16 protein-coding genes are annotated in these 22,549 nt (G+C 70.1%); 10 read left to right on the top strand and 6 right to left on the bottom strand.

Translation table 11 applies throughout. The annotated features are described in order from the left end of the window. From GT347_RS27050 to GT347_RS27040, 3 genes are all read left to right on the top strand, one after another. Positions 1–975, top strand: a complete 975-nt coding sequence (locus tag GT347_RS27050) for a tripartite tricarboxylate transporter substrate binding protein (RefSeq protein ID WP_160555132.1) — start codon at positions 1–3, stop codon at positions 973–975. 86 nt (positions 976–1,061) lie between these two features. Further along, complete coding sequence (locus GT347_RS27045; protein WP_160555131.1) at positions 1,062–2,033, top strand: Bug family tripartite tricarboxylate transporter substrate binding protein; 972 nt, start codon at positions 1,062–1,064, stop codon at positions 2,031–2,033. A gap of 55 nt (positions 2,034–2,088) precedes the next feature. After that, positions 2,089–3,507 (top strand): MmgE/PrpD family protein, encoded by a 1,419-nt coding sequence (locus GT347_RS27040; protein WP_160555130.1) that lies wholly within the window; start codon positions 2,089–2,091, stop codon positions 3,505–3,507. Positions 3,508–3,624: 117 nt separating this feature from the next. Here the strand turns inward: GT347_RS27040 and GT347_RS27035 are convergent, their stop codons facing one another. The 3 genes from GT347_RS27035 to GT347_RS27025 all read right to left on the bottom strand — a co-directional run bounded on the left by GT347_RS27035 (position 3,625) and on the right by GT347_RS27025 (position 11,311). Then, positions 3,625–4,548 (bottom strand): cation diffusion facilitator family transporter, encoded by a 924-nt coding sequence (locus tag GT347_RS27035; protein ID WP_160555129.1) that lies wholly within the window; start codon positions 4,546–4,548, stop codon positions 3,625–3,627. A 128-nt stretch (positions 4,549–4,676) separates the two neighbouring features. Next, positions 4,677–7,550: a hypothetical protein gene (locus GT347_RS27030; protein WP_160555128.1), complete on the bottom strand. Its 2,874-nt coding sequence runs from the start codon at positions 7,548–7,550 to the stop codon at positions 4,677–4,679. 11 nt (positions 7,551–7,561) lie between these two features. Next, on the bottom strand, positions 7,562–11,311 hold the full coding sequence (locus GT347_RS27025; RefSeq protein ID WP_160555127.1) for a DUF7379 domain-containing protein: 3,750 nt from the start codon (positions 11,309–11,311) through the stop codon (positions 7,562–7,564). 154 nt (positions 11,312–11,465) lie between these two features. Here GT347_RS27025 and GT347_RS27020 point away from each other — a divergent pair, with 154 nt between their 5' ends. The 6 genes from GT347_RS27020 (at position 11,466) to GT347_RS26995 (ending at position 18,327) form a co-directional block, all read left to right on the top strand. Continuing rightward, a complete protein-coding gene (locus GT347_RS27020; RefSeq protein ID WP_160555126.1) occupies positions 11,466–11,813 on the top strand; it encodes a hypothetical protein in 348 nt (115 codons plus the stop codon). A gap of 259 nt (positions 11,814–12,072) precedes the next feature. Then, on the top strand, positions 12,073–13,719 hold the full coding sequence (locus tag GT347_RS27015; RefSeq protein ID WP_229722565.1) for an ABC transporter substrate-binding protein: 1,647 nt from the start codon (positions 12,073–12,075) through the stop codon (positions 13,717–13,719). 6 nt (positions 13,720–13,725) lie between these two features. After that, on the top strand, positions 13,726–14,700 hold the full coding sequence (locus tag GT347_RS27010; RefSeq protein ID WP_326830371.1) for an ABC transporter permease: 975 nt from the start codon (positions 13,726–13,728) through the stop codon (positions 14,698–14,700). Continuing rightward, positions 14,697–15,512, top strand: a complete 816-nt coding sequence (locus tag GT347_RS27005) for an ABC transporter permease (protein WP_160555125.1) — start codon at positions 14,697–14,699, stop codon at positions 15,510–15,512. The genes GT347_RS27010 and GT347_RS27005 overlap by 4 nt, the downstream gene beginning before the upstream one ends. After that, complete coding sequence (locus GT347_RS27000; RefSeq protein ID WP_160555124.1) at positions 15,512–17,131, top strand: dipeptide ABC transporter ATP-binding protein; 1,620 nt, start codon at positions 15,512–15,514, stop codon at positions 17,129–17,131. Before GT347_RS27005 ends, GT347_RS27000 begins: the two co-directional genes overlap by 1 nt. A gap of 38 nt (positions 17,132–17,169) precedes the next feature. Further along, positions 17,170–18,327 (top strand): LLM class flavin-dependent oxidoreductase, encoded by a 1,158-nt coding sequence (locus tag GT347_RS26995; protein ID WP_160555123.1) that lies wholly within the window; start codon positions 17,170–17,172, stop codon positions 18,325–18,327. A gap of 4 nt (positions 18,328–18,331) precedes the next feature. Here GT347_RS26995 and GT347_RS26990 read toward each other — a convergent pair whose 3' ends face one another. Further along, a complete protein-coding gene (locus GT347_RS26990) occupies positions 18,332–19,567 on the bottom strand; it encodes an acyl-CoA dehydrogenase family protein (protein WP_160555122.1) in 1,236 nt (411 codons plus the stop codon). A 114-nt stretch (positions 19,568–19,681) separates the two neighbouring features. Further along, positions 19,682–20,557 (bottom strand): SDR family oxidoreductase, encoded by an 876-nt coding sequence (locus GT347_RS26985; protein ID WP_229722957.1) that lies wholly within the window; start codon positions 20,555–20,557, stop codon positions 19,682–19,684. Positions 20,558–20,834: 277 nt separating this feature from the next. Between GT347_RS26985 and GT347_RS26980 the strand changes: the two genes are divergently transcribed. Further along, positions 20,835–21,587, top strand: a complete 753-nt coding sequence (locus tag GT347_RS26980; protein ID WP_160555120.1) for an SDR family NAD(P)-dependent oxidoreductase — start codon at positions 20,835–20,837, stop codon at positions 21,585–21,587. A gap of 36 nt (positions 21,588–21,623) precedes the next feature. Here GT347_RS26980 and GT347_RS26975 read toward each other — a convergent pair whose 3' ends face one another. Then, the gene (locus tag GT347_RS26975; protein WP_160555119.1) at positions 21,624–22,514 is read right to left on the bottom strand and encodes a LysR family transcriptional regulator; all 891 of its coding nucleotides are present in this window, start codon (positions 22,512–22,514) and stop codon (positions 21,624–21,626) included. Positions 22,515–22,549: the final 35 nt, after the last annotated feature.

Here is a 22,549-nt window from a genome sequence, read left to right as displayed (position 1 = left end):
ATGAAACGTCGCCCGCTCCTCCTCGCCGCCGGCCTCTGCGCCCTGGCGTCCGCCGCTTTTGCCCAGCCGGGCGGCGGCTATCCGGCCAAGCCGATCCGGCTCGTCATCGGCTTCGCGCCGGGCGGCGCGGCGGACTATGTGGCGCGCGCCATGGGCGAGGCCTTCGGCAAGGCCCTGGGCCAGCCGGTGGTGGTCGACAACAAGCCCGGCAACGGCTCCAGCATCGCCGCCGACATCGTCGCCAAGGCGGCGCCCGACGGCTACACCCTGCTGATCGCCAGCCCCAGCAGCATCTCGGTCAACCCGGCGCTGAACGCGCGCCTGAGCTACAAGCCTTCGGACCTGCTGCCCGTCACCAGGATCACCACCTCGCCGCTGGTGCTGGCGGTCAACCCGGCCACCGGCATCCAGAGCGTGCAGGACCTGGTGGCCGCCGCCCGCAAGGAGCCGGGCCGGCTCAACTACTCCACCTCGGGCAATGGCTCGGCGCCGCACCTGGGCGCGGCGCTGTTCAGCATGGTGACCGGCGTCGAGATGACCCACATCCCCTACAAGGGCGGCAGCCTGGCCATCCAGTCGGTGATGGCGGGCGACACCCAGCTCACCTTCGGCACCTCGCCTTCGGTGCTGCCCATGGCCAACGGCGGCAAGCTCCGGGCGCTGGCGGTGAGCACCCGGGAACGCTCGCCCCTGGTGCCCAACCTGCCCGGCATGCGCGAGGCCGGCCTGCCGGACTACAACCTGGAGTTCTGGTACGGCATGTTCCTGCCGGCCGGAACGCCCGCGCCCATCGTGCACAAGGTCTACGAGGCCACCGTCGCCGCCATGCAGCAGCCGGCGGTGCGCGCCTCGCTGGCGCGCGACGGCACCGAGGTGTCGGTCTCGGCGTCGCCCCAGGCGTTCGAGAGCTTCCTGGTCGAGGACGGGCAGTTCTGGAGCAAGCTGGTCCGCAGCGCCAACGTCAAGGTCGAATGAGCCGCGCGCCCGCCGGACGGGCGCGCGGGAAACGGATTTCGGGGGCCGCACGGCGCGGCCCCCATCACCCGAAGGAGACAAGCATCATGCAGCGACGCACGCTACTGCAGGCGGCAGCCATGCTGGCGCCAGGGGCCTGGTGGGCCCCGGCACGGGCCCAGGGCTATCCGGACCGGCTCATCCGCTACATCGTGCCGGTGGCGGCCGGCGGCGGCAGCGACCTGGTGGGCCGCACCGTCACCGAGCGCTGGGGCAAGGCCATCGGCCAGTCCTTCGTGGTGGAGAACCAGGGCGGCGGCGGCGGCGTGATCGCCTGCCAGAACACCGCCAAGGCCGCGCCCGACGGCTACACCCTGATGCAGGGCTACGTCGCCACCCACGGCACCAGCCCGGCCACCCGCAAGCTGCCCTACGACCCGGTGCGCGACTTCACCCCGGTCGGCATGATCGGCGCCACGCCCAATGTGCTGGTGGTCGATCCCAAGCTGCCGGTGAAGGACTTCAAGGACTTCGTGGCCTACCTCAAGGCCCACCAGGGCCAGGTCAGCTACGGCTCGGCCGGCGCCGGCTCGCTCACCCACCTGACCATGGAGCTCATGGCCATGCAGCTGGGCACGCCCATGGTCCACGTGCCCTACCGGGGCGTGGCCCCGGCGCTGACCGACGCCATGGGCGGCCAGACGCAGGCGGTGTTTCCCGGCCTGGCGGCGGCGCTGCCGCACATCCGCAGCGGCCGGGTGCGCGCGCTCGCCGTCACCGGCAACACGCGGGCGCCGCAGATCAAGGACGTGCCCACCCTCGACGAGCTGGGCCTGAAGAACTTCGACGCGGTGCAGTGGTACGGCGTCGTCGGCCCCGCCGGCATGCCGGCCGAGATCGTGGCCCGGCTCAACGACACCCTCAACCGCGTGCTCAAGGCGCCCGACCTGAGCGAGAAGCTCTCGGGCGAGGCGCTCGAACCCATGCCCATGTCCCCGGCGGAATTCGGCCGCTACCTGCAGAAGGACGTGGAGCGCTGGACCGCCCTGGCCAAGGCGCAGAACATCTCGCTGGACTGAGCGCCGCGCCCTCCCCTGTCCTCATCCCCCAACCGACGCAACCCACCGCACACCCATGGCACGCAACACCCAGGTCCAGGCCGACCACAACGCCCCGCCCATCACCCGCATCCTGGCCGAGTTCGTCGCCCAGCATCCCTCGCGGGGCTGGAGCGACGCGGTCGACCACGAGGCCCACCGCACCTTCCTGAACTGGCTGGGCTGCGCGGTGGGCGCCGCCCACCACGAGGCAGCCGACGCCGCCCTGGCCGCCATCGCCGTGCTGCAGCCCGCCCCGCAGGCCACCGTCGCCGGCCGGCGCGAGAAGGTGGACATCGCCAGCGCCGCGCTGGTCAACGGCATCACCTCGCACACCTTCGACTTCGACGACACCCATCTCAAGACCATCATCCATCCCGCCGGCCCGGTCGCCTCGGCGCTGCTGGCGCTGGCCGAGCACACCGGCGCCAGCGGACGCCAGCTGATCGACGCCCTGGTGCTGGGCATCGACGTGGCCTGCCGCGTCGGCAACACCGTCTACCCCGAGCATTACGACCGCGGCTGGCACATCACCGGCACCACCGGCGTGCTGGGCGCGGCGGCCGGCTGCGCCCGCCTGCTCGGCCTCGACGCCGACAGGACCCAGATGGCGCTGGGCATCGCCGCCTCGCAGCCGGTGGGCCTGCGCGAGCAGTTCGGCACCATGACCAAGCCCTTCCACCCCGGCGGCGCGGCGCGGGCGGGGCTGATGTCGGCCCTGCTGGCGCAGCAGGGCTTCACCGCCAGCCCGCGTGCGCTGGAGGCGCCGCGCGGCTTCGCCCAGGTGCTCAGCACCAAGACCGCCTGGAACGAAATCACCGACGAGCTGGGCCAGCGCTTCGAGATCTCCTTCAACAGCTACAAGCCCTTCGCCTGCGGCATCGTCATCCACCCCAGCATCGACGCCTGCGTGCAGCTGCGCGACCGGGGCGTGCGGCCGGAGCAGGTCGAGCGCATCGAGCTGCGTGTGCATTCGCTGGTGCTGGAACTCACCGGCAAGAAGGAGCCGGCCGATGGCCTGCAGGGCAAGTTCAGCGTCTACCACGGCTGCGCCGCCGGGCTGATCTTCGGCCAGGCCACCGAGGACGAATACGCCGACGACATCGTCAACCGCGCCGACATGGTCGCGCTGCGCCGCAAGGTGGTGGCCACGGTGGATGACGCCATCGACGAGGCCTCGGCGGACGTCACCGCCGTGCTGGCCGACGGCAGCCGGGTGCAGGTGTTCGTGGAGCACGCCATCGGCTCGCTGCAGCGGCCGCTGAGCGATGCCCAGCTGGAGGCCAAGTTCGCCGGCATGGCCGACCCGGTGCTGGGCGCCGGCCGCACGCGCGAGCTGCTGGACGCCTGCTGGGGGCTGGGCGATGCGGCCGGCGTCGGGGCGCTGGCGCGGCTTGCCGTGCCGGACGGCGCCGCCGGCGCGGCGCACGGGCACTCGACCCGCCGGATGCGGTAGAGCCGTTCTGCGCAACCGGCTTCCTGTGCTGCAGGAGGCAAGCCAGGTGCCGCACCACCCCGTTCCACCATGGCGCCGGCCGGCGTTTCATCGCAGGCTCGGGATTCGCGCCGTGCTTCAGTCCACGCCCGCGATGAACAGGCGCCGTATCACCGGGAACTGCCGGCGCACCTCGGCTTCCAGCGCGGCGATGGTCAGGCCCGCGTCGCTGGCCAGCGCGCCGGGGTCGAAGGAGATGTCCAGCGTCACCAGCACCTCGTCCGGCCCCAGGTACATCGACAGCACCTTGCCGGCCTGCCGCACGCCCGGATGGCCCATGGCCATGGCGCGGATGCGCTCGGCGGTCTCCGGCCGCAGGCCCTCGCCGATGAGCAGGCCGCGCGATTCGCGCACCAGCAGCACCGCCACCGCCGCCAGCAGCAGGCCGATCAGGATGGAGGCCACGCCGTCCAGCTCGGGCCGCTGCAGCTTGTGGCTGAAGTACACGCCGCAGGCCGCCAGCGCCAGCCCCGCCAGGGCCGCGCCGTCCTCGGCGATCACCGTGTAGTTGGACGGATCCTTGCTGCTGCGGATCGCCCGCCAGAAGGGCACGCCGCTGCGTTTCTCGGACAGGAACTCGCGCAGCGCGATCACGAAGCTGGTGCCCTCGAACAGGGCCGCGGCGGCCAGCACCAGGTAGTTCCAGGTCGGATCGCTCAACGCCACCGGATGGCGCACATGCTGTATGCCCTCGTAGACCGAGGCACCGCCGCCCAGCCCGAAGATCAGCACCGCCACGATCAGGCTCCAGAAGTACAGCTCCTTGCCATGGCCGAAGGGATGTTCCTGGCTGGCCGGCCGCTTGCTCAGGCGCAGGCCCAGCAGCAGCAAGAGGCCGTTGAAGGTGTCCACCGCCGAATGGATGCCTTCGGAGAGCATGGCCGAACTGCCGGTGAGGCCTGCCACGATGAACTTGGTGACGGCGATGGCCACGTTGGCGGCGATGGCGCCGTAGATCGCGATCGGGCGCTCGGCGCCCTGCTTGACGACCGGCCGGCTCATGGGCGCGTTCCGGTCTCGGGATGGTGGTCGTGGTGCTGCATGGGGGTTCCGAAGGAGGACCCGCGATTCTTCAGCACGGCCCCTGGCGCCGCAGTAGGCCGAGGGCGCGAACGGCGATTCCCGATGTCCTAGGCGCAGGCCTGAAGCATGGTCTGGAACCGGTTGGCGTATCCGGCGATCGACTCGGCGCAATCGGTGCCGTTGATGATCCGGCGCGCATTCAGGTAATCCGCGAGAGAGGCGGAAAAATACGACTGCAGTCTCTTGCCGGTGAACGTCCCGTGCCGCATTCCATAGGACATGACGTCGTAGGCGATGCCCGGATCCAGGACCTTCTCGGGATGGATCTCCAGTTCCCGCCCGAGCCCCAGCGCCATGCCGATGGCGGCATAGTTCTGCTGCCACGTCAGCTGCACGTAGCCCCTGCCGAAATAGACATTGCGCAGGGGATTCCCGGAACCGTCCCTCACGGTCACGGCTTGCCCGTACGCCTTGCCGGCGCCCTTGCCGTATTCCTCGATCGGCCGCCAGGTATTGCCGCACTCGTGCTTGACCGTGGCCAGCATGTAGGCGGCCCAACGCAGGTCCGTGATGTCCCGGTCCGACCGCAGGCGGTCCAGCAGATAGGCGAGGCCGGTGCGCTGGGCGGAGCCGAGCGGCCCAAAGCTGAACTCCGTCATGTCGATGACCGCTTCGATGTCCAGACCGCCGAGCCTGGTGGTGACCGGATCGTTCTTCAGCAATCCCCCGATCCAGCGCGGCGTATCCGCGGCCGCGTCCGGCAGGGCCGTGTCCTTCTGCCCGCGCAGCCGGGTTCCCACGATGCCCCATGTCGCAGGCCCGGCGATGCCGTCCACCGATGCCTTGCTGGCCATCTGCAGGCGGCTCACCGCCTGTTCGACCGCCATGTCGTAGTCGGACGAGTCGTCCAGCGCCGGCATCAAGGCCAGGTTCCGGTCCAGGTTCAGGCAATGCTTCAGCAGCGAAACCCAGGGCTGCGTCTGCCCGCGGCGTGCCAGGTAGCGCACGGCGGACCGGCCGGCCTCGGTCGATTCCAGGCCGCGCACCATCGCGCGGGTGCCGACACTCGCGCGCAGCTGCGGCCGGGTCACCTGGTGCAGCCGCAGCAGCAGTTTTTCCGCGGGCCACAGGCTGTCGTGCGGCGCGATGCCGAAGAAGGCCTGTCCCTCGTTCTGGATGAAGCGGCGCTGGGCCTCCAGCCGCGTCTCGTCCAGCACCGACTTGCCGACCGCATAGCGCACACGGCCCCGCGGGTCGAGCACCACGGTCGCGCCACCGAAGAAGTCGAAGCCGGGTCCCTTGCCGGACTTCTTCACCACACGCCGCTGGGTGATCTCGGCGATCAGGTCGAACACCACCTGGCCGCTGGGCCCGACCCGCCGGGACGCGCGGACCGATTCCACCACCGGCAGGTCGACCGTGTCCTCGCCGAGCGCGGCGTCGCCGGGCGGACACAGGCCGAACTCGCGCAGATAGGCCTTGTCGGCGGCCAGCTGGCCGAAGGCGGTGGCCTGGCGCAGCATTTCCTCCGGGCTGGCGACACGTCCCGGATCGCCATCGAAACGCAGGCTCGAAAAACTCAGTTCAGGCTCGGGCGGCAGCGCGCTGGCGGGCGCCCGCCAGATCAGCGAGCTTTCCGAAAGGCTCTTGACGCCCGCCGGGTAGATGCGCCGTTTTGCGAAGGCGTCTATCCAGGCTTCGCGATAGCCCCAGTCGTCCGAGGGCACCAGGTCCATGTCCGCCGTGATGACCGCGCGCAGGAACTCGCCGAAGGTGATGTCCACCGGCGGGCAGAAGTCGATGGCCCGGATGCAGATCGACAGGAACTGCGATGCGAGCACGCTGGCCCGCTCGGCCAGCTGGTTGGCCAGCAGCTCGGAAATCTCGCCCGGCGGCAGCAGGCCGGTGCCGTCGCTGGCCAGCCTGAACAGCGCGGCCGTCTTGCGCTGGTACACCCGGTTGAAGGCATCGAAGACGGCCGCCACCAGGATCTCGCCGCGGAAGTGCGGCTCTATCGTGTCCTCGTAGCGGCGCTCTTCCTTCGGCGCGGCGCTGCGCAGCGCGCCGGTGGCATCGAGCGCCTGCGCGAACTGCACCGCGATGTCGGTGATGAGTTCGGACGCCGAAATCTCGCCGCGCGAAGCCCGCACCGCCCGGCTGACCACGTCGCGGTAGGTGAAGCGCTGGAACACCGCGATCAGGTCGGCGAAACCTTCGTGGAAGGCCAGCACGTCGAGGTTGGACGGGTGCAGGAAATGCGAGCGCAGGCCGTCCAGCAGCGCATGCGACATCTCGTGCACCACCACATCGTGGGCCAGGCTGAGCGACACCATGCCGCCCGGCACGTTGCGCCCGCAGACGGAGGCGCCGGCCTCGAAGGCGCCGAAGCAGATCTCGCCACGGCCGGGGTCGTAGAAGGCGTTCTGCAGATGCTCCACGCAGGGCCGCAGGCGCAGCCGGCTTCCGGTCTCGCCGTCATCGCGCCGGAAACCCCAGGCCACCTCGCGCCCCAGGGCCTGGCGGAAGGCCGCATAGGTGGTGCTGCCGACCGCGTAGGTCATCTGCTGGCGAAAGCCTGCGTCCTCCGGGCTCGGCATATGGCCCTGGCGCATCAGCACGAAGGGGTCGTCGAGGTGCACGGGGTCGGCCGCCGGCGCGTCCACCACCTCCAGGATGGCTCCGCGCAGGCCGGAGGGTGTGAGCTTGAGCGGCTCGTACGGCACGTTGACGATGGCCTGCGCGCCATCCGAGACCGAGGCCGAAGGATCCAGCGCATAGATGCGCAGCGGCCGGTACACGGGATCGTCCTGCCCGCGTTCGTAGGCGCGCTGGCGGCTGCCCTGCAGCACGCGCGGGCCGATGGCGAAGTCCTGGCCGCGCACCGCCCGGCCGCGGCGCTTGTGTTCCGGGCGGTCCTGCGTCTGGTCGATGCGTGTCTGGGCGCTGGCCGCCGAGGCCTGCGGTGTGCTGGCGCGGGTCATCGCCGTGGCCTTCAGCGCAGGAACTTCAGCAGCCGCACGTCGCGCTGCGCATCGGGACAGTCGAGCTGCGGGGTCTGGCGGCGCTGCGCACCGAAGGACTGGATCACCGCGTCCTGGAAGGCCCGGTTGCTCAGCTGCAGCGCGCCGCGGGTCAGCAGCGCGGTGGTGTGGCGGGTGAAGTCGCCGCTGCCGCCGGATTCGTAGGCCAGCTCGTGCGATGCGCAGGCGGAGAAATTGACCCAGCCGATGGCGTTGTTTTCGAGTGCGCGGGAGCCGCGCAGCGAGAGTGTGCGGGAGGCCTGGCGTTGCCGGAAACGTTCGTGGGCCCGCATCCAGTCCTGCCAGTCGTCGGTGTGCTTGAGCAGCCGGGCACGCGTGTCCGGCGCGGACCGCGGGCCGCCGGTGCTGCGGCCGAGCATGCGGGTGATGGTGCCGGAGTGGCAGCAGTCGATGAAGCAGGTCAGGTCCACGCCCGGCGGCAGCTGCCGGAAGATGTCGCGCAGGTCGTCGTCGACGAGGAAGGCGCCGGCCTGGAAATCGATGGGGACCAGCGCTTCGTCGAGGCCGTCGTCCTCGTCCCCGTCGAAATCGTCCACCTGGGTGCCGTGGCCGGAGTAGTGCACCACCAGGGTGTCGCCGGCCCTGGCATCGCGGACCAGTACGCCCAGGGTCTCGACGATGGCCTGGTGCGACGCATCCTTGTCGCACAGCGATGCGACCTCGAAGCCCAGGGCGGTGAGGGTGCGCTGCCAGGTGCGGGTGTCGTCGACGCAGCCCGACAGGGTGTTGGGTGCCGGATAGGCGTCGATGCCGATGCACAGGGCCCGCCGGGCGCCGCCGCCCGCGGGGGCCGGCGGAGACGGGGGCGGGCGCACCGTGGCCGGTGCCGCATGCGCCGCCGGCGGCTCGGAGGGCGCCAGCGGAGCCAGTGCCGATGGTGCCGCGGCCGCCGATGTGTCCACCCCGCGCAGCCAGTCGTCCGATACCGGCCAGAGGTCCAGCCCCCGTGCCGGCGCGGCGCGGCTGTCCACATAGGCGCAGCGGGCGTTGGCCTCGTCGAGCAGGTTGGCGGCCACGCTGTTCATGGTGGCGGAATCGTCGTCGAAGTCGCCGTGGCTTTGCGACCGGCTGGAGTTGCGGCCGTCGCCTTCGCTCACCGACCAGACCACCCTGCCCGCCGCGTTCGGCGCGCCGTTCAGGCCGAACAGGGAGGCGGCCGCCGGGTCGGCCCGCAGCGACAGCTCCAGCCCCAGGATGGGCGTGCGCACCTGCGGCTCCAGGGCGTGGTGGATGAGGTAGAGCAGCGACTTGCGGTAGATGCCCGCGCAGTTGTCGTCCTCCTCGTACGAGCGTTTCATCGTGTAGAGGATGGCGCGCTCGGCGGCCCCGTCCGGCCCGATCCGGCCCGCCAGCCGGCTGTCGAACTCGGCCACCGTGATGGCCGGTGCCAGCAGCTGCAGGGTCTTGAAGGCCGGCATCTTCTCGTCGACGGCGGCGGGCAGGAACCAGGAATGGAAGATGGAGCCGGCGCTGTGGCCGACGGCGTGGAACTCGACCTCGCGGCCGCGGCGCCAGTCGTCGGACGCCGCCAGATCTGCCAGCCGCCGGGCTATCAGGCGGGCGCCGCCATCGGCGCCGCTGGCCAGCTCGGCATTGCGCTTCATCGCGCCCCAGATGCTCACCCCGCCGAGCGCATGCGCGCCCAGCTCCAGCAGCGGGTCGCTGGTGTAGTCGAACAGGTCGCGGCCACCCATGCCGGGGAGCTTGCGGCGCACCTGCTCCAGGATGCTGCGCAGGGCATCGAACAGGCCGGTCTCCCACACCACGTAGATCGGGAAGACGCCGTTGGCAAGCCACCAGTCGATGTGTTTCTGGGCGATGCGCAGGCCGTCGCGTTCGCCGATCAGTCCGCCATGGGCCCACACCACGATGCGCAGCTTCTGCCCGGCCGGCAGCTTCTCGGCGAAGCGCGGGATGTGCTCCTGCACCATGGCGTCCACGTCCTGCGGGGTGGACGAGTAGATGCCGCTGGCCTTGAACACGCCTTCGCTCAGGTTCACCACGTGCGGCCGCAGTTTCTCCAGCTCGGCCGGGGTGAATTCGGCATTGCCGCCACGCGCCAGCGCCCGGCCGCCGCTGGTTGTCGTCGTCAGCTGCTGCACCGCCCGGTCGCGCATGGCGTCGAACATGCGGGCCACCTCCGCGGCCGTCGCGCCGGACGCGGCCGAGCCTGCCGCCGCCGCACGCGATCCGCCGGCCAGCCATTCGAGCAGACGCTCACCGGTGCGGGCCTCGTCGAAATAGCCGGTGTGCACCACGCCGTCGGCGGCCGTGTAGTTCAGCAGGCGGGTTTCGGCGATCGGAAAACCCGTCGCGCCGTTTCTGGAGAAGACGCCCTGCGTCGGCACCACCAGGTCGTTCTGGTCGGAGCCGAAGACCTGGTCCGCGGCGAGATCCTCGGCACGCCGCAGGCTGATGAAGGGCGTACCGGCCTTGGGCTCGAAGTTCGACGCGATCGCGAACAGCTCCACCTGCGATGCGGCGGGCACGTTGAGCTCGCGCATGAATTTGCCGCTCGGATCCATGGCCCGCAGGCCTTCCAGGTCCGCCAGCAGGCCGTGGCCCGCCACCTTGACCGCCAGCACCAGCGCATCGACCACCGTCCGGGTCACGCCCTCCGGGATGAACCTGGCCAGGGTGGTGAAGCGGCTGACCATGTCGACCATGTGATCGCCGTTCGCCAGCGCCGTGCCGGCGTTGGTGGCGCCGACGAAGACGATGCGGCGCACCTTGAGGCGCCCGCCGGCGCTGCCCAGGGCCGCCATCTGCCGCGCCACCAGCCCGCCGCGGCTGTGGCAGACGATGTCGACTTCCAGGCGCAGGTCCTGCGGCATCTGGCTGAGGAAGGCGATGGCGTTCTCGCGCGGGTCGGCCGTCATCGTCGGATGGTTGAAGGCGAACATGCGCCCGCCGTAGGCCGCGGCCAGCGACTGCATGACGGCCGGCTGCAGGCCCTGGAAGGCCCCGCTGCTGCTGAAGGTGCCGTGCACGAAGAGCAGGGCCGGCCCGGCCGCCAGCGCCCGCCAGGCGGCGTCGTCGAGGCGGGCGAAATGCGGGTCGTCGATGCGGTAGTCGGAGGGCGTGAAGCCGCGGGTGAAGCAGGGGCGGTTCTGCGTCTCCCACTTGCGGGCGAATCCGTGGATGACCGGCCCCAGCACCGCGTCGGTGGCCGCGAAGAACCAGGCCTGCACCCTGGCGCCCGCGCTGTCCAGGCGGCCGAGCAAACCGCGCGTGCCTTCGGCGGCCACCAGGGTATCGGCGGGCACCGGGAAACTGACCGTGCGGCCCAGGGAGCGCGCGGCGGCTTCGGGCGCCGCGAAGGGCTCCTCGGGCACCACCCAGTGGAGGCAGCCGGCGCCATCCTCGACCAGCAGCACGCAGGCCTCGCCGTCTGGCACGTCGACGTCTATCGTCACTGTCGCGGCGGAGGGGGCATCGGCCGCGCCCGGCTGGAGCGAGCGGCTGGCCAGCCGGCTCAGGGAGGGCGTTCCGGCTCCCGGCGGCGCAGCCGTCGCCAGCAAGGGTCCGGGACGCAGCCCCGCCTGGGTGAGCCGCAGCGCCAGCGGGCCGCCGGCCAGGTCCCGTGCGCCGGGCCCGCCGGCGTCCACATACACGGAGCCGGCCAGACCGCGGGAATGGATCGCGATGCCATTGCCCAGGTTCACGATGCCCGCCTGCTCAGGAAGCCGAATTTCGATCATGTCGTCTCCGGTATTGCTGTTGGTTAAGCCCCCGAATTAGTATCCATCCTGTTACATCATTTGAAAAGTCGCGGGTGCTCACTTTGAGAGGCGATTACCTCGCGCAGTCCATCGGATTTATTGCCGAGATGCTTTATTTTTAAAGGAAATAACCATGACCGAGAATTTCTATGCGAACACCATGGCCGGCTGGGCAAAGAGCGCGGAGGCTTGCGCCAAGCTGGCCACCGCCGCCATGTTTCTCCCCGTGTTTTATATGAAGGACGTGTCCGGCCTGCCCCTGCAGGCTGCGCTCAAGGGGGACCACAAGGGCAGCTTCATTTGCTGCTGGGCCGCGCTGATTCTCAGCATCGCCCTGTCGCACACGTATCAGATCACCGCGCTCAAGCTGATTTCGACACAGGGCATTTATCGAATTCCCCTGCTGCCGCGCACTCAGTATTGGGGCATGGTGATTTCGATGCTGGCCGGAATGATGTTTTTTGTCCGGGGCATCATTTAGCGCCGACGGCCCTCATCACGATTTCACCCAAGGTTATTTGAATACTCTCGCTCCAGTGGGCGCAGGCGGTGGTGGTGGAGACCGTCGCCGGCGCCAGCGGCACCATAGGCGCGAGCCGTCAACTACATCCCCTACGCCGGCGGCGGCCTGAGCCGGGCCGGCCCTTCCCTCATATGCATAGGCGGTTTTCTTCCTTGGTCGATGCCGCCGCGGCTCTTACCGTCGGGTGTCCCTGCCTTCACCGCCACCGAGTTCCGTCTTGACACATCAGATCCCCCACGCCGCCGAATTCCCGGTCCGCTCGCGCCGCCAGTTCCTCGAAGCCGGAGCCGCCATCGGCCTGGGCGCCAGCCTGCTCTCCCACGCTTCCTGGGCGGCCGATTCCAGCCCGGTCAAGGGTGGCACCCTGGTCGCCAACGTGCTGCCGGAGCCGGCGGGCCTGGTCGCCGGCATCAACATCTCGCAGCCGGCGGTGGTCATCTCGGCCAGCATCTTCGACGGGCTCGTGCGCTACGACAAGGACTTCAAGCCCCAGCCCCAGCTGGCCGAATCCTGGAGCGAATCCAAGGACGGCAAGACCATCACCTTCAAGCTGCGCCGCGGCGTGAAGTGGCACGACGGCCATCCCTTCACCTCGGCCGACGTGCAGTACTCGCTGCTGGAAGTGGTGAAGAAGGTGCACCCGCGCGGCAGCTCCACCTTCGGCCGGGTGACCGCCGTGGAGACACCCGACGAGCACACCGTGGTGCTGCGCCTGGACGGCCCCTCGGTGGTGCTGTGGTCGGCCCTCTTCGGCACCGAGACGCAGATCGTGCCCAAGCACCTCTACGCCGGCACCAACGTGATGGCCAACCCCTGGAACACCAAGCCGGTGGGCACCGGCGCCTTCGTCTTCAAGGAGTGGGTGCGCGGCAGCCATGTGGTGCTGGAGCGCAACCCGAACTACTGGGACAGCGGCAAGCCCCTGCTCGACCGGGTGGTCTTCAAGTTCATCCCCGATGCCGGCGCCCGCGCCGCCGCGCTGGAGAGCGGCGAGCTGCACTACGCGGTGACCAACCCGGTGCCCGAATCCGATGTGGAGCGCCTGCGCAGGAACCCCGCCCTGGTGGTGGACACCAAGGGCTGGGAAGCTCCCGCGCCGATGTTCTTCATCGACTTCAACATGCAGCGCCCGCAGTTCCAGGACGTGCGCATCCGCCGCGCCTTCGCCCATGCGCTGGACCGCAAGGCCCTGGCCGACAACATCTGGTATGGCCTGGCCAAACCCGCCGAAGGCCCGGTGCCCAGCTACCAGAAGCAGTTCTTCAAGCCCGGCCTGCCGCAGTACGCATTCGACCCGGCCCAGGCCGAGAAGCTGTTCGACGAGGCGGGCCTCAAACGCGGCGCGGACGGTGTGCGCCTGCGCATCAACCACATGGTGAGCCCCTACGGCCCGGTCTACCAGCGCGCCGCCGAATACACCCGCCAGGCCCTGGGCAAGGTCGGGGTGGAGCTGACGCTGGTCAACTTCGACCTGCCGACCTGGATCCGCAAGATGTACACCGACTACGACTTCGACACGGCCCAGGGCTGGTACTCGGCCTACCCCGATCCGCAGATCGGCGTGGAGCGGCGCTACTGGTCGCAGAACATCCGCAAGGGCTCGGTGTCCAGCAACGCCGCGCGCTACAGCTCGACAGAGATGGACCGCATCATCCAGGGCATCCACGACGAGGCCGATGTGAACAAGCGGCGCGAACTCATCGGCCAGATGCAGCAACTGGCGCAGGTGGACGTGCCCTCGATCAACCTGCTGGAACTCAACTTCTACGCCATCTACAGCAAGCGCCTGCAGGGCCTGCGCGAAGGCCCGCTGCGTTTCTATTCGACCCTGGCCGATGCCTGGCTGGCGCCGCCCGCGGCCTGAGCACCGGTGTACGTCCTCAAGCGCCTGTTCCAGATGATCCCGGTGGCGCTGGTGATCATCGTGATGAACTTCTTCCTGCTCAAAGCCGCGCCCGGCGACATGGCCGACGTGATCGCCGGCGAGGCGGGTGCGGCCACGCCGGAATTCATGGCCGCGCTGCGCGGCCAGTTCGGCATCGACCAGCCGCTGCCGGTGCAGTTCGGCCACTACCTGCGGAAGATCGCCTCGCTGAACCTGGGCTGGTCCTTCCGCGCCAACGAGTCGGTGATGCACCTGATCTGGGGCCGGCTGCCCGCCACCGCCCTGCTGGTGGTGTCGGCCCTGCTGGTGGCGCTGGTGATCGGCACCTCGCTCGGCGCCTGGGCGGCGCTCACCCGGCGGCGCTGGGTGGAGCCGGTGGTCTCGCTGTTCACCACCATCGGTTTCGCCACGCCGCTGTTCTGGGTGGGGCTGATGCTGATCGTGCTGTTCTCGGTCAAGCTCGGCTGGCTGCCCACCGGCGGCCTGTCGGACATCACCATCGACCTGCAAGGCCCCGCCCATTGGCTGGACGCGGCCCGCCACCTGGTGCTGCCCGGCGCCTGCCTGTCGCTCTACTACCTGGCGGTGTATGCGCGGCTGATGCGCGCCTCGGTGCTGGAGGTGGACCGTCTCGACTTCGTGCGCACCGCCACCGCGAAGGGCCTGTCGCGCTGGCGGGTGGTGCTGCGCCACATCGTGCCCAACGCCATGCTCTCCATCGTCACCATGACCGGGCTGCAGTTCGGCGCGCTGCTGGCCGGCTCCATCACCATCGAGACGGTCTTCGCCTGGCCGGGCCTGGGCCAGTTGGCGCTGTACGCGGTGACCAGCCGGGACGTGAACCTGCTGCTCGGCATCCTGCTCTTCAGCTCCTTCTTCGTGATGCTGGTCAACCTGCTGACCGACCTGCTCTACAGCCGGCTCGATCCCCGCATCGGCGAGCTGGGAGGCCGTGCATGAGCCGCCGCCCCGGACTGCTCGCCGGCATCCTGCTGCTGCTGGCCGTGATCGCCGGCGCGCTGCTGGCGAGTGTGCTGACCGGCCCCCATCCGCTCGACATGGTGGCCCGGCCCTACCAGTGGCCGGGCAGCGAGGCGGCTCATCCGCTTGGCACCGACATGCTGGGCCGCGACCTGCTGGCCGGCATCCTGCACGGCGCGCGTTTCTCGCTGCTGATCGGCCTGGCGGCCGGCCTGCTGGCCGCCCTGTGCGGGCTGCTGGTGGGCAGCATCGCCGGCTATTTCGGCGGCGCGGTCGATGCGCTGCTGATGCGGCTGACCGACATCTTCCAGACCATGCCCTCGCTGGTCTTCACCATCGTGCTGGTGGTGATCCTGCGGCCCACGGTGGCCAGCATCGTGCTGGGCATCGCCGTCACCGGCTGGCCCAACATCGCCCGCCTGGTGCGCGCCGAGGCGCTGCGCCTGCGCGCCAGCGAGTTCGTGGCAGCCGCCCGGCTGCAGGGCCTGCGCCACGGCCGCATCCTGTGGCTGCATGTGCTGCCCAATGTGCTGACGCCGGCGCTGGTGATGGTGTCCATCCTGATCGGCCACGCCATCCTCACCGAGGCCTCGCTGTCCTTCCTGGGCCTGGGCGATCCCAACATCGCCTCCTGGGGCAGCATGATCGGCTCGGGCCGCGAGGTGCTGCGCACCGCCTGGTACATGACCGCCCTGCCCGGCGCCGCCATCTTCCTGACCGTGGTGGCGCTGAACCTGATCGGCAACGGCCTGACCGACCTGCTCAACCCGCGCCAGCGAGGGGCCTTCTGATGTCGACCGCCCAACCGAGAGATACCGCCGTGCTGAGCCTGGACCGGCTCACCGTCGCCCTGCCCCCGGGTGCCGACCGCGCCCATGCCGTGCAAGACCTGAACCTGAGCCTGCAGGCCGGCGAGGTGCTCTGCCTGGTCGGCGAGAGCGGCTCGGGCAAGTCGGTGGCGGCCGCCGCCGTCACGCGCCTCTTGCCGGGCGCCCTGCCCATTATTTCGGGCGGCGTGTTGTTCGACGGCCAGAACCTGGCGACCCTGCCCGAATCCGCCATGCGCCGCATCCGCGGCGCGGGCATCGGCATGATCTTCCAGGAGCCGATGAGCGCGCTCAACCCGCTGATGACCATCGGCCAGCAGCTGGCCGAGATCTTCCGCGCGCACACCGGGCTGCGCCGCCGCGAGATCGAGGCCCGCTGCCTGCAGCTGCTGCAGGACGTGCGGATCGCCGACCCCGCCGCCGCGCTGCAGGCCCATGCCCACCAGCTCTCGGGCGGCCAGCGCCAGCGGGCGATGATCGCCATGGCCCTGGCGCTGGATCCGCGGGTGCTGGTGGCCGACGAGCCCACCACCGCGCTGGACGTGACCACGCAGGCGCAGATCCTCAAGCTGATCCGCGAGCTGCAGCAGCGGCGCGGCACCGCCGTGCTCTTCATCACCCACGACTTCGGTGTGGTGGCCGACATCGCCGACCGGGTGGCGGTGATGCAGCACGGGCGCGTCGTGGAGTCGGGCAGTGCACGCGAGGTGCTGGGCTCGCCGCGCCATGCCTATACCCGGGCGCTGCTGGCCGCCGTGCCGCACGGCTTGCCGCGCGAGCCGTCCCCGGCCGCCAGCGGCGAAGAGGTGCTGGCCGCCGAGGGCCTGCAGAAGACCTACCGCAGCGGCTCGCGCTGGCTGCGCAATCAACGGGTCACTCATGCCCTGGACGGCGTCGGCCTGAAACTGGCTCGCGGCAGCACGCTCGGCATCGTGGGCGAGAGCGGCTCCGGCAAGTCGACCCTGGCGCGCTGCCTGGTCGGCCTGCTGGGCAGCGACGGCGGCCGCATCCAGGTGGCCGGCCGCGATGCCGCCCCCGGACCGGACCCGCGGGTGCAGATGGTGTTCCAGGACCCCTATGGCTCGCTGGACCCGCGCCGCCGCGTCGGCGATTCCGTCATCCAGGGCCCGCTGGCCCAGGGCGTTCCGCGAGCCCGGGCCGAAGCCGAGGCCAAGGAGTGGTTCGCCCTGGTCGGCCTGTCGCCCGACGCGCTGGGCCGCCTGCCGCACGAGTTCTCCGGCGGCCAGCGCCAGCGCATCGGCCTGGCGCGTGCCCTGGCCATGAAACCCGAGGTGCTGGTGGCGGACGAGCCGGTCTCCGCGCTCGACGTCTCGGTGCAGGCCCAGGTGCTGGCCCTGCTGGAAGACCTGCGCCGGCGCCTGGGCCTGTCCATCGTCTTCATCACCCACGACCTGCGGGTGGCCGCCCAGGTCTGCGACCGCATCGCGGTGATGCAGCACGGCCGGGTGGTGGAGGAAGCCGCCACCGGCGAGCTGTTCCGCCATCCGCGCCACGCCTATACCCGCAGCCTGCTGGCCGCCATGCCCGGCCGGGCGCGGCAGGACTTTCCCCTGGCTGCCTGACCCCTCAAAGTGCCGCGCTGGCGGCCCCGCTTCCCCGAATGTCCGCACTGCCTGTTCCCCGCTCCCCCGCCGAATTTCCCCACAGCCCGCTTTCCGCCGTGCTGCGCCAGCCGATGCTGCTGGGCCTGTTTCTGCCGCTGCAAAGCGGCGGCTGGTCGGCCTCCACCGCGCCGCGTGGCACCGACTGGAGCTTCGACTACAACAGCCGCCTCACCCTGCAGGCCGAGGCCCTGGGCTTCGACCTGGCCTTCGGCCTGGCCCAGTGGGTGGGCAAGGGCGGCCATGGCGGCGCGATGCAGTACCGCGAACAGTCCATCGATTCCTTCATGGCCACGGCGGCGCTGTGCGGGCTGACCAGCCGCATCCTGCTGATCAGCACCCTGCATGTGCTCTACGGCCCCTGGCATCCCCTGCACCTGGCCAAATTCGGCGCCACGCTGGACCACATCTCCAAGGGCCGCTGGGGCATCAACCTGGTGACCGGCCACCTGGCCTACGAGGCGCCGATGTTCGGCATGGAGCGCGCCGAGCACGACCGCCGCTACGCCATGGCCGACGAGTTCTCCCGCATCGCCGAAGGCTTCTGGGCGGCCGAGGGCAACCTGGACTACCAGGGCGAGTTCTGGCGGACCACCGGCGCCTACGTCACTCCCAAGCCGCTGTACGGCCGGCCCATCCTGGTCAACGCCACCGGTTCGCCCGCCGGCATGGCCTATGCGGCGCGGCATTCGGACATCGTCTTCACCCCCAGCCCCGGCGGCACCGGCATCGACGAGGCCCTGCCCGCCCTGCCCGCGCACAACGCCCGCATCCAGGCGGCCGCCGCCGAGGCTGGCCGCAGCGTGCGTATCCTGATCAACCCCACCGTGGTCTGCCGCGACACCGAACAGGAAGCCTGGGACTACTACCGCGCCATCGTCGCGGGCGCCGACGACGGCGCGGTGGACGGCTTCATCGCCCGCGGCGCGGTGAGCGATGCCCAGGGCTGGAAGAAGGACCGGCTGCGCGAGCACCGCATCGTGGGCGGCAACCTGGTGCTGGTCGGCTCGCCCCAGCAGATCGTCGATCAGTTCCTGGCGTTGCAGGCCACCGGCATCGGCGGCGTGCAGCTGAGCTTCTTCGACTTCGAGCCCGACCTGGCCCACTTCGGGCAGAAAGTCCTGCCCCTGATGAAACAGGCCGGCTTGCGGCTTTAAGGATTCAGAAGAAGCCGCCCGTGGGCAGTGGCGTGCCGTGCACCTCGTACTGGCCGAGCAGACGTGCCTTCAGGCTGGCCGGGTTGTGCGATGCCAGGGTGCGGGCATTGCGCCAGTGGCGGTCGAGGTTGTAGCGCTGGGTGGCGGCCGAGGCGCCGCCCACGTCGAAGAGCTGGGTGGCGGCGCGCAGCGTGAGGCTGTCGACCACCACCTTGGCCTTGGACGCGGCCAGGGCGCCCTGCAGGGCCAGTTCCCGGTCGTGCGCGCCGCGCTGGCGCGACTCGGCCACCCGGTCGAGTGCATCGGCCGCGGCCAGCACCGTGGCCTCGGCGGCGAAGGCGGCGCTGGCGATCTCGCCGATCTCCTGCTGCAGCACCGGATCGTCCTCCGGCCGCGCCGCCAGCCCGTGGGCGAAATTGCGGTCGCCGCGCCGCTTCACCAGCGCGACCGCCTCGTGCTGCACGGCCCGCAGGATGCCGGCGTTGACGGTGGTCAGGAAGAGCTGCGCGATGGCCGAGCTGTAGGGGATGCGGTAGTCGTGGCCGTCGCGGTCCAGCAGCAGTTCGTCCCCGGTCAGGTGGACATCGGTCAGCCGGGTGGTGCCGGTGCCGGTGAGGCGCTGGCCCATGCCGAACCAGTCGTCGTCCAGCCGCACGCCGGCCCGGTCCACCGGCACCACGGCGGTGGCGGCATGGCCGTCGGGCAGGCTGGCGCGTACCGCCACGTAGTCGGCGTAGAGGCTGCCGGTGCTGTAGAACTTGATGCCGTTCAGGCGCCAGCCGCCGGCCGGATCGGGCACGACGGTGGTGTCCAGGCTGCCGTCGCCCACCGCGGCGGTGGACAGCTCGCCGGCGGCCACGCCGAAGATCGCGCCCTGCGCCACCGCGTCCAGCCAGCGGCTCGGGGCCTGGCCGGGCGCCGGCAGCACGAAACGTTCGACGAAGGAGAAATGGTTGCGCAGCACATGGGCCACGTTGGAATCGGCCGCCGCCAGCTCCAGCACCGAGCCCAGCAGCTGGCGCAGCGTGGCGCCGCCGCCGGCGTGTTCGCGCGGCAGGCGCAGCGCGCCGTAGCGGGCCTGGCGCAGCAGGCCGACCGCCTCGTAGGGGTGGATGCGCTGCTGGTCACGCTCCGAAGCGCCCTGGGCGATGGTCTCGGTGAGGCGCCGCAGGACGTCAGAGCCCGGCAGGGCCGGGTCTTGGGCCGCGCTGGGTTCCGAGAGGGAAACGAATGCATTCATGGCGCTGGGTGTGCAAGGCAAAGACGACGAGCCTAGGGGGCCCGGCCGTCCCGGAAAAGAAGATTTCCGCGCTTGCTTATGCGGGCGTCGGCCGCCGCCCGGCAGGAAGCAGGCCTAGGCCACGCCGGCCCCGCCGGTCACGCCGTACACCTCTCCGCTGATGAAGCTGGCTTCCTGGCTGGCCAGCAGCACATACACCGGCGCGATCTCCACCGGCTGGCCGGGCCGGCCGTAGGCGCTTTCCGTGCCGAACTCGGTGACCTTCTCCGGCGGCTGTCCGCCCGAGGACTGCAGCGGCGTCCAGAACGGCCCCGGCGCCACCACGTTGGCGCGTATGCCCTTCTTCAACAGCTGCTTGGCCAGCGCCTTGGTATAGGCCACGATCCCGGCCTTGGTGGTGGCGTAGTCGAGCAGGATGGCCGATGGCTCGTAGGCCTGGATCGAGGCCGTCGTGATGACCGCCGCGCCGGCCGGCAGGTGCGGCACGGCGGCCTGGGCGATCCAGTGCAGGGCGTAGAGGTTGGTCTTCAGCGTCTTGTCGAAGTCTTCGGTCGTCACCTGGGAGATGTCCTTGCGGTTCTGCTGGCGGCCCGCGTTGATGACCAGGATGTCGAGGCCTCCCAGCGTGTCGACGGTCTTGGCGACGAGTTCGCGGCACCAGCTTTCGTCCGTGACGTCGCCCGGCAGTGCCAGCGCCTTGCGGCCTTCGGCCTCGATCAGGCGGATGACTTCGTCCGCATCGGCCTGCTCGGCCGGGAGATAGGCGATGGCCACGTCCGCGCCTTCGCGTGCATAGGCGATGGCCGCGGCGCGTCCGATGCCGCTGTCGCCGCCGGTGATCAGGGCCTTGCGGCCCTTGAGCTTGCCCGAGCCCTGGTAACTCGTCTCGCCATGGTCGGGCACCGGCTCCATGCGGGAGGCCTTGCCGGGCACCGCTTGCGGCTGCAGGGGAAAAGGCGGCTTCGGATATTGATCGCGGGGGTCTTGCATGGTGAGGCGGTCGGACAAGGTGCTCTCCTGGGAAAAGTTGGATCAGGACTTCATCCTCCAGGGCCTCGCGAGTCCGGCTTGGCGGCAAATCTTCAGGGTCGGCGTAGGACAGCGCTGCCATGGCCCAGTCTTTGTTCGCCGCTCGCCAACACTCAGTTCCCAATCCCGTGGCTTCTGTAAATCCAGCGGCCAACCAATACTGATGCTGCGCGGACCGGACAGGGTCGCCGGCCATGGCCCGAGTCCGCGATTCATCCGATCGTGAAAGACAAACATCATGGGCAAACTCGAAAACAAGGTCGCCGTCGTCACCGGTGCATCCAAGGGCATAGGCGCGGCCATCGCACGCCGCCTGGCCGCGGAAGGCGCTTCGGTGGTGGTGAACTATTCCTCCAGCAAGGAGGGCGCCGACAAGGTGGTGGCCGACATCACCGCGGCCGGCGGCAAGGCGGTCGCCATCGGCGGCAGCGTGGCGGTGGAAGCCGAAGTCGTGCGCCTGTTCGACGAGGTGAAGAAGGCCTACGGCCGTGTCGACGTGCTGGTCAACAACGCGGGCGTCTATTCGTTCAGCCCGATCGAGTCGGTCACCACCGAGGAGTACCGGCGCCAGTTCGACACCAACGTCATGGGCACCCTGCTCACCGTGAAGACGGCGCTGCCGCTGTTTCCGGCGAGCGGCGGCAGCGTGGTCAACATCAGCTCCGTGGTGAGCACCCTGGCGCCTCCGGGATCGTCGATCTACTCGGGCACCAAGGGCGCGGTGGACACCATCACCCGGGTGCTTGCCAAGGAGCTGGGCCCGAAGAACATCCGGGTGAACGCGATCAACCCCGGCATGGTGGCGACCGAAGGCACGGATACGGCGGGCTTCCTGGGCAGCGACTTCGAGAAGCAGGTTGTCGCCACCACGCCGCTCGGCCGTATCGGCCAGCCCGAGGACATCGCCCTGCCGGCCGCGTTCCTGGCCAGCGACGAGGCGCGGTGGATCACGGGCGAGACCTTGTTCGTCTCGGGTGGTTCGGCCATCTAGGCGCAGCGGGGGCACGCGCCAGGGCGTGTCCTCCCATCACCTGGCGGACGCCGGCCGGAGCATCTGCTGCACCAGCGGATGCATCACCTTGCGCTCGGTGCTGATGGCGTAGTAGTGCTCCTGCACGCCGTCGCAGGCGCCGATGAGCCGGACCTGGCTGCGCTTTTGCAGCGCTTCTGCGATGTCCATCGCCGCGGGGAAGACGCCCAGGCCGGTGCTGCCGAAGGTTTCCAGCAAGGCGCTGTCCTCGATCTCGCCGACCACCTTGGGCCGCAGGCCCTTCTGATGCAGCCAGCGGTCGAGCTGGCCGCGCACCACCGAGTGCGAGGTGGGCAGCAGCATGGGCACGTCCCGCATCGAGAGGGGAAAGCCCTGGTGCGCCAGCGTCCACCATTTCTCCGAGCCGTACCAGCCGATGTCCGACGCGCCCAGGGAGTGGCTGTGAACTCGTAGCTGCGCGTTCGGCGGTGCGGGGTGATCGGTCAGCACCACGTCGAGCTTGTGCAGGACCAGGTCGGCCAGCAGGTCGGCCATTTCGCCGTCGTCGCAGACCAGGCGCAGATGGGGCACGCCGAGCACCGGCTGCAGCAGGCGCTGCACTTCCAGCTTGGGCAGGCCGTCGGCAATGCCCACCGCCAGGCGCGCCGCCGGCGCCTGGGCGGCGGCCAGGACCTGTTCGGGCAGCGCCTGCGACAGCTGGAAGATCTGCTCGGCCTGCTGCATCGCGACGGTTCCGGCTTCGGTCAAGGCCAGGCCGCGGCCAGCGGGCCGCAACAGCTGGCAGCCCAGGTCGCGCTCGAGTTCGCGCACTTGCGCGCTGACAGTCTGCACCGCCATATCCAGCGTCTCGGCGGCGCGCGACATGCTGCCCTCCTTGGCGACGACCCAGAAGTAGTACAGGTGGCGATGGTTGAAGGCTTGGCTCATCTTCCGGTTTTTCGGGAACTACGTTCTCATATCTT

Origin of the sequence: Xylophilus rhododendri, from assembly GCF_009906855.1 — a bacterium.
Lineage (GTDB): Bacteria > Pseudomonadota > Gammaproteobacteria > Burkholderiales > Burkholderiaceae_C > Xylophilus > Xylophilus rhododendri.
The sequence above is the reverse complement of the archived record's forward strand: the minus strand, read 5'-3'. Positions and strand labels throughout refer to the sequence as shown.

What these genes read in the sequence shown, in the direction of transcription:
- GT347_RS27050 (WP_160555132.1), top strand. Translation starts at nt 1, where the DNA reads ATGAAACGTCGCCCGCTCCTCCTCGCCGCCGGCCTCTGCGCCCTGGCG.
- GT347_RS27045 (WP_160555131.1), top strand. Translation starts at nt 1,062, where the DNA reads ATGCAGCGACGCACGCTACTGCAGGCGGCAGCCATGCTGGCGCCAGGG.
- GT347_RS27040 (WP_160555130.1), top strand. Translation starts at nt 2,089, where the DNA reads ATGGCACGCAACACCCAGGTCCAGGCCGACCACAACGCCCCGCCCATC.
- GT347_RS27035 (WP_160555129.1), bottom strand. Translation starts at nt 4,548, where the DNA reads ATGAGCCGGCCGGTCGTCAAGCAGGGCGCCGAGCGCCCGATCGCGATC.
- GT347_RS27030 (WP_160555128.1), bottom strand. Translation starts at nt 7,550, where the DNA reads ATGACCCGCGCCAGCACACCGCAGGCCTCGGCGGCCAGCGCCCAGACA.
- GT347_RS27025 (WP_160555127.1), bottom strand. Translation starts at nt 11,311, where the DNA reads ATGATCGAAATTCGGCTTCCTGAGCAGGCGGGCATCGTGAACCTGGGC.
- GT347_RS27020 (WP_160555126.1), top strand. Translation starts at nt 11,466, where the DNA reads ATGACCGAGAATTTCTATGCGAACACCATGGCCGGCTGGGCAAAGAGC.
- GT347_RS27005 (WP_160555125.1), top strand. Translation starts at nt 14,697, where the DNA reads ATGAGCCGCCGCCCCGGACTGCTCGCCGGCATCCTGCTGCTGCTGGCC.
- GT347_RS27000 (WP_160555124.1), top strand. Translation starts at nt 15,512, where the DNA reads ATGTCGACCGCCCAACCGAGAGATACCGCCGTGCTGAGCCTGGACCGG.
- GT347_RS26995 (WP_160555123.1), top strand. Translation starts at nt 17,170, where the DNA reads ATGTCCGCACTGCCTGTTCCCCGCTCCCCCGCCGAATTTCCCCACAGC.
- GT347_RS26990 (WP_160555122.1), bottom strand. Translation starts at nt 19,567, where the DNA reads ATGAATGCATTCGTTTCCCTCTCGGAACCCAGCGCGGCCCAAGACCCG.
- GT347_RS26985 (WP_229722957.1), bottom strand. Translation starts at nt 20,557, where the DNA reads ATGCAAGACCCCCGCGATCAATATCCGAAGCCGCCTTTTCCCCTGCAG.
- GT347_RS26980 (WP_160555120.1), top strand. Translation starts at nt 20,835, where the DNA reads ATGGGCAAACTCGAAAACAAGGTCGCCGTCGTCACCGGTGCATCCAAG.
- GT347_RS26975 (WP_160555119.1), bottom strand. Translation starts at nt 22,514, where the DNA reads ATGAGCCAAGCCTTCAACCATCGCCACCTGTACTACTTCTGGGTCGTC.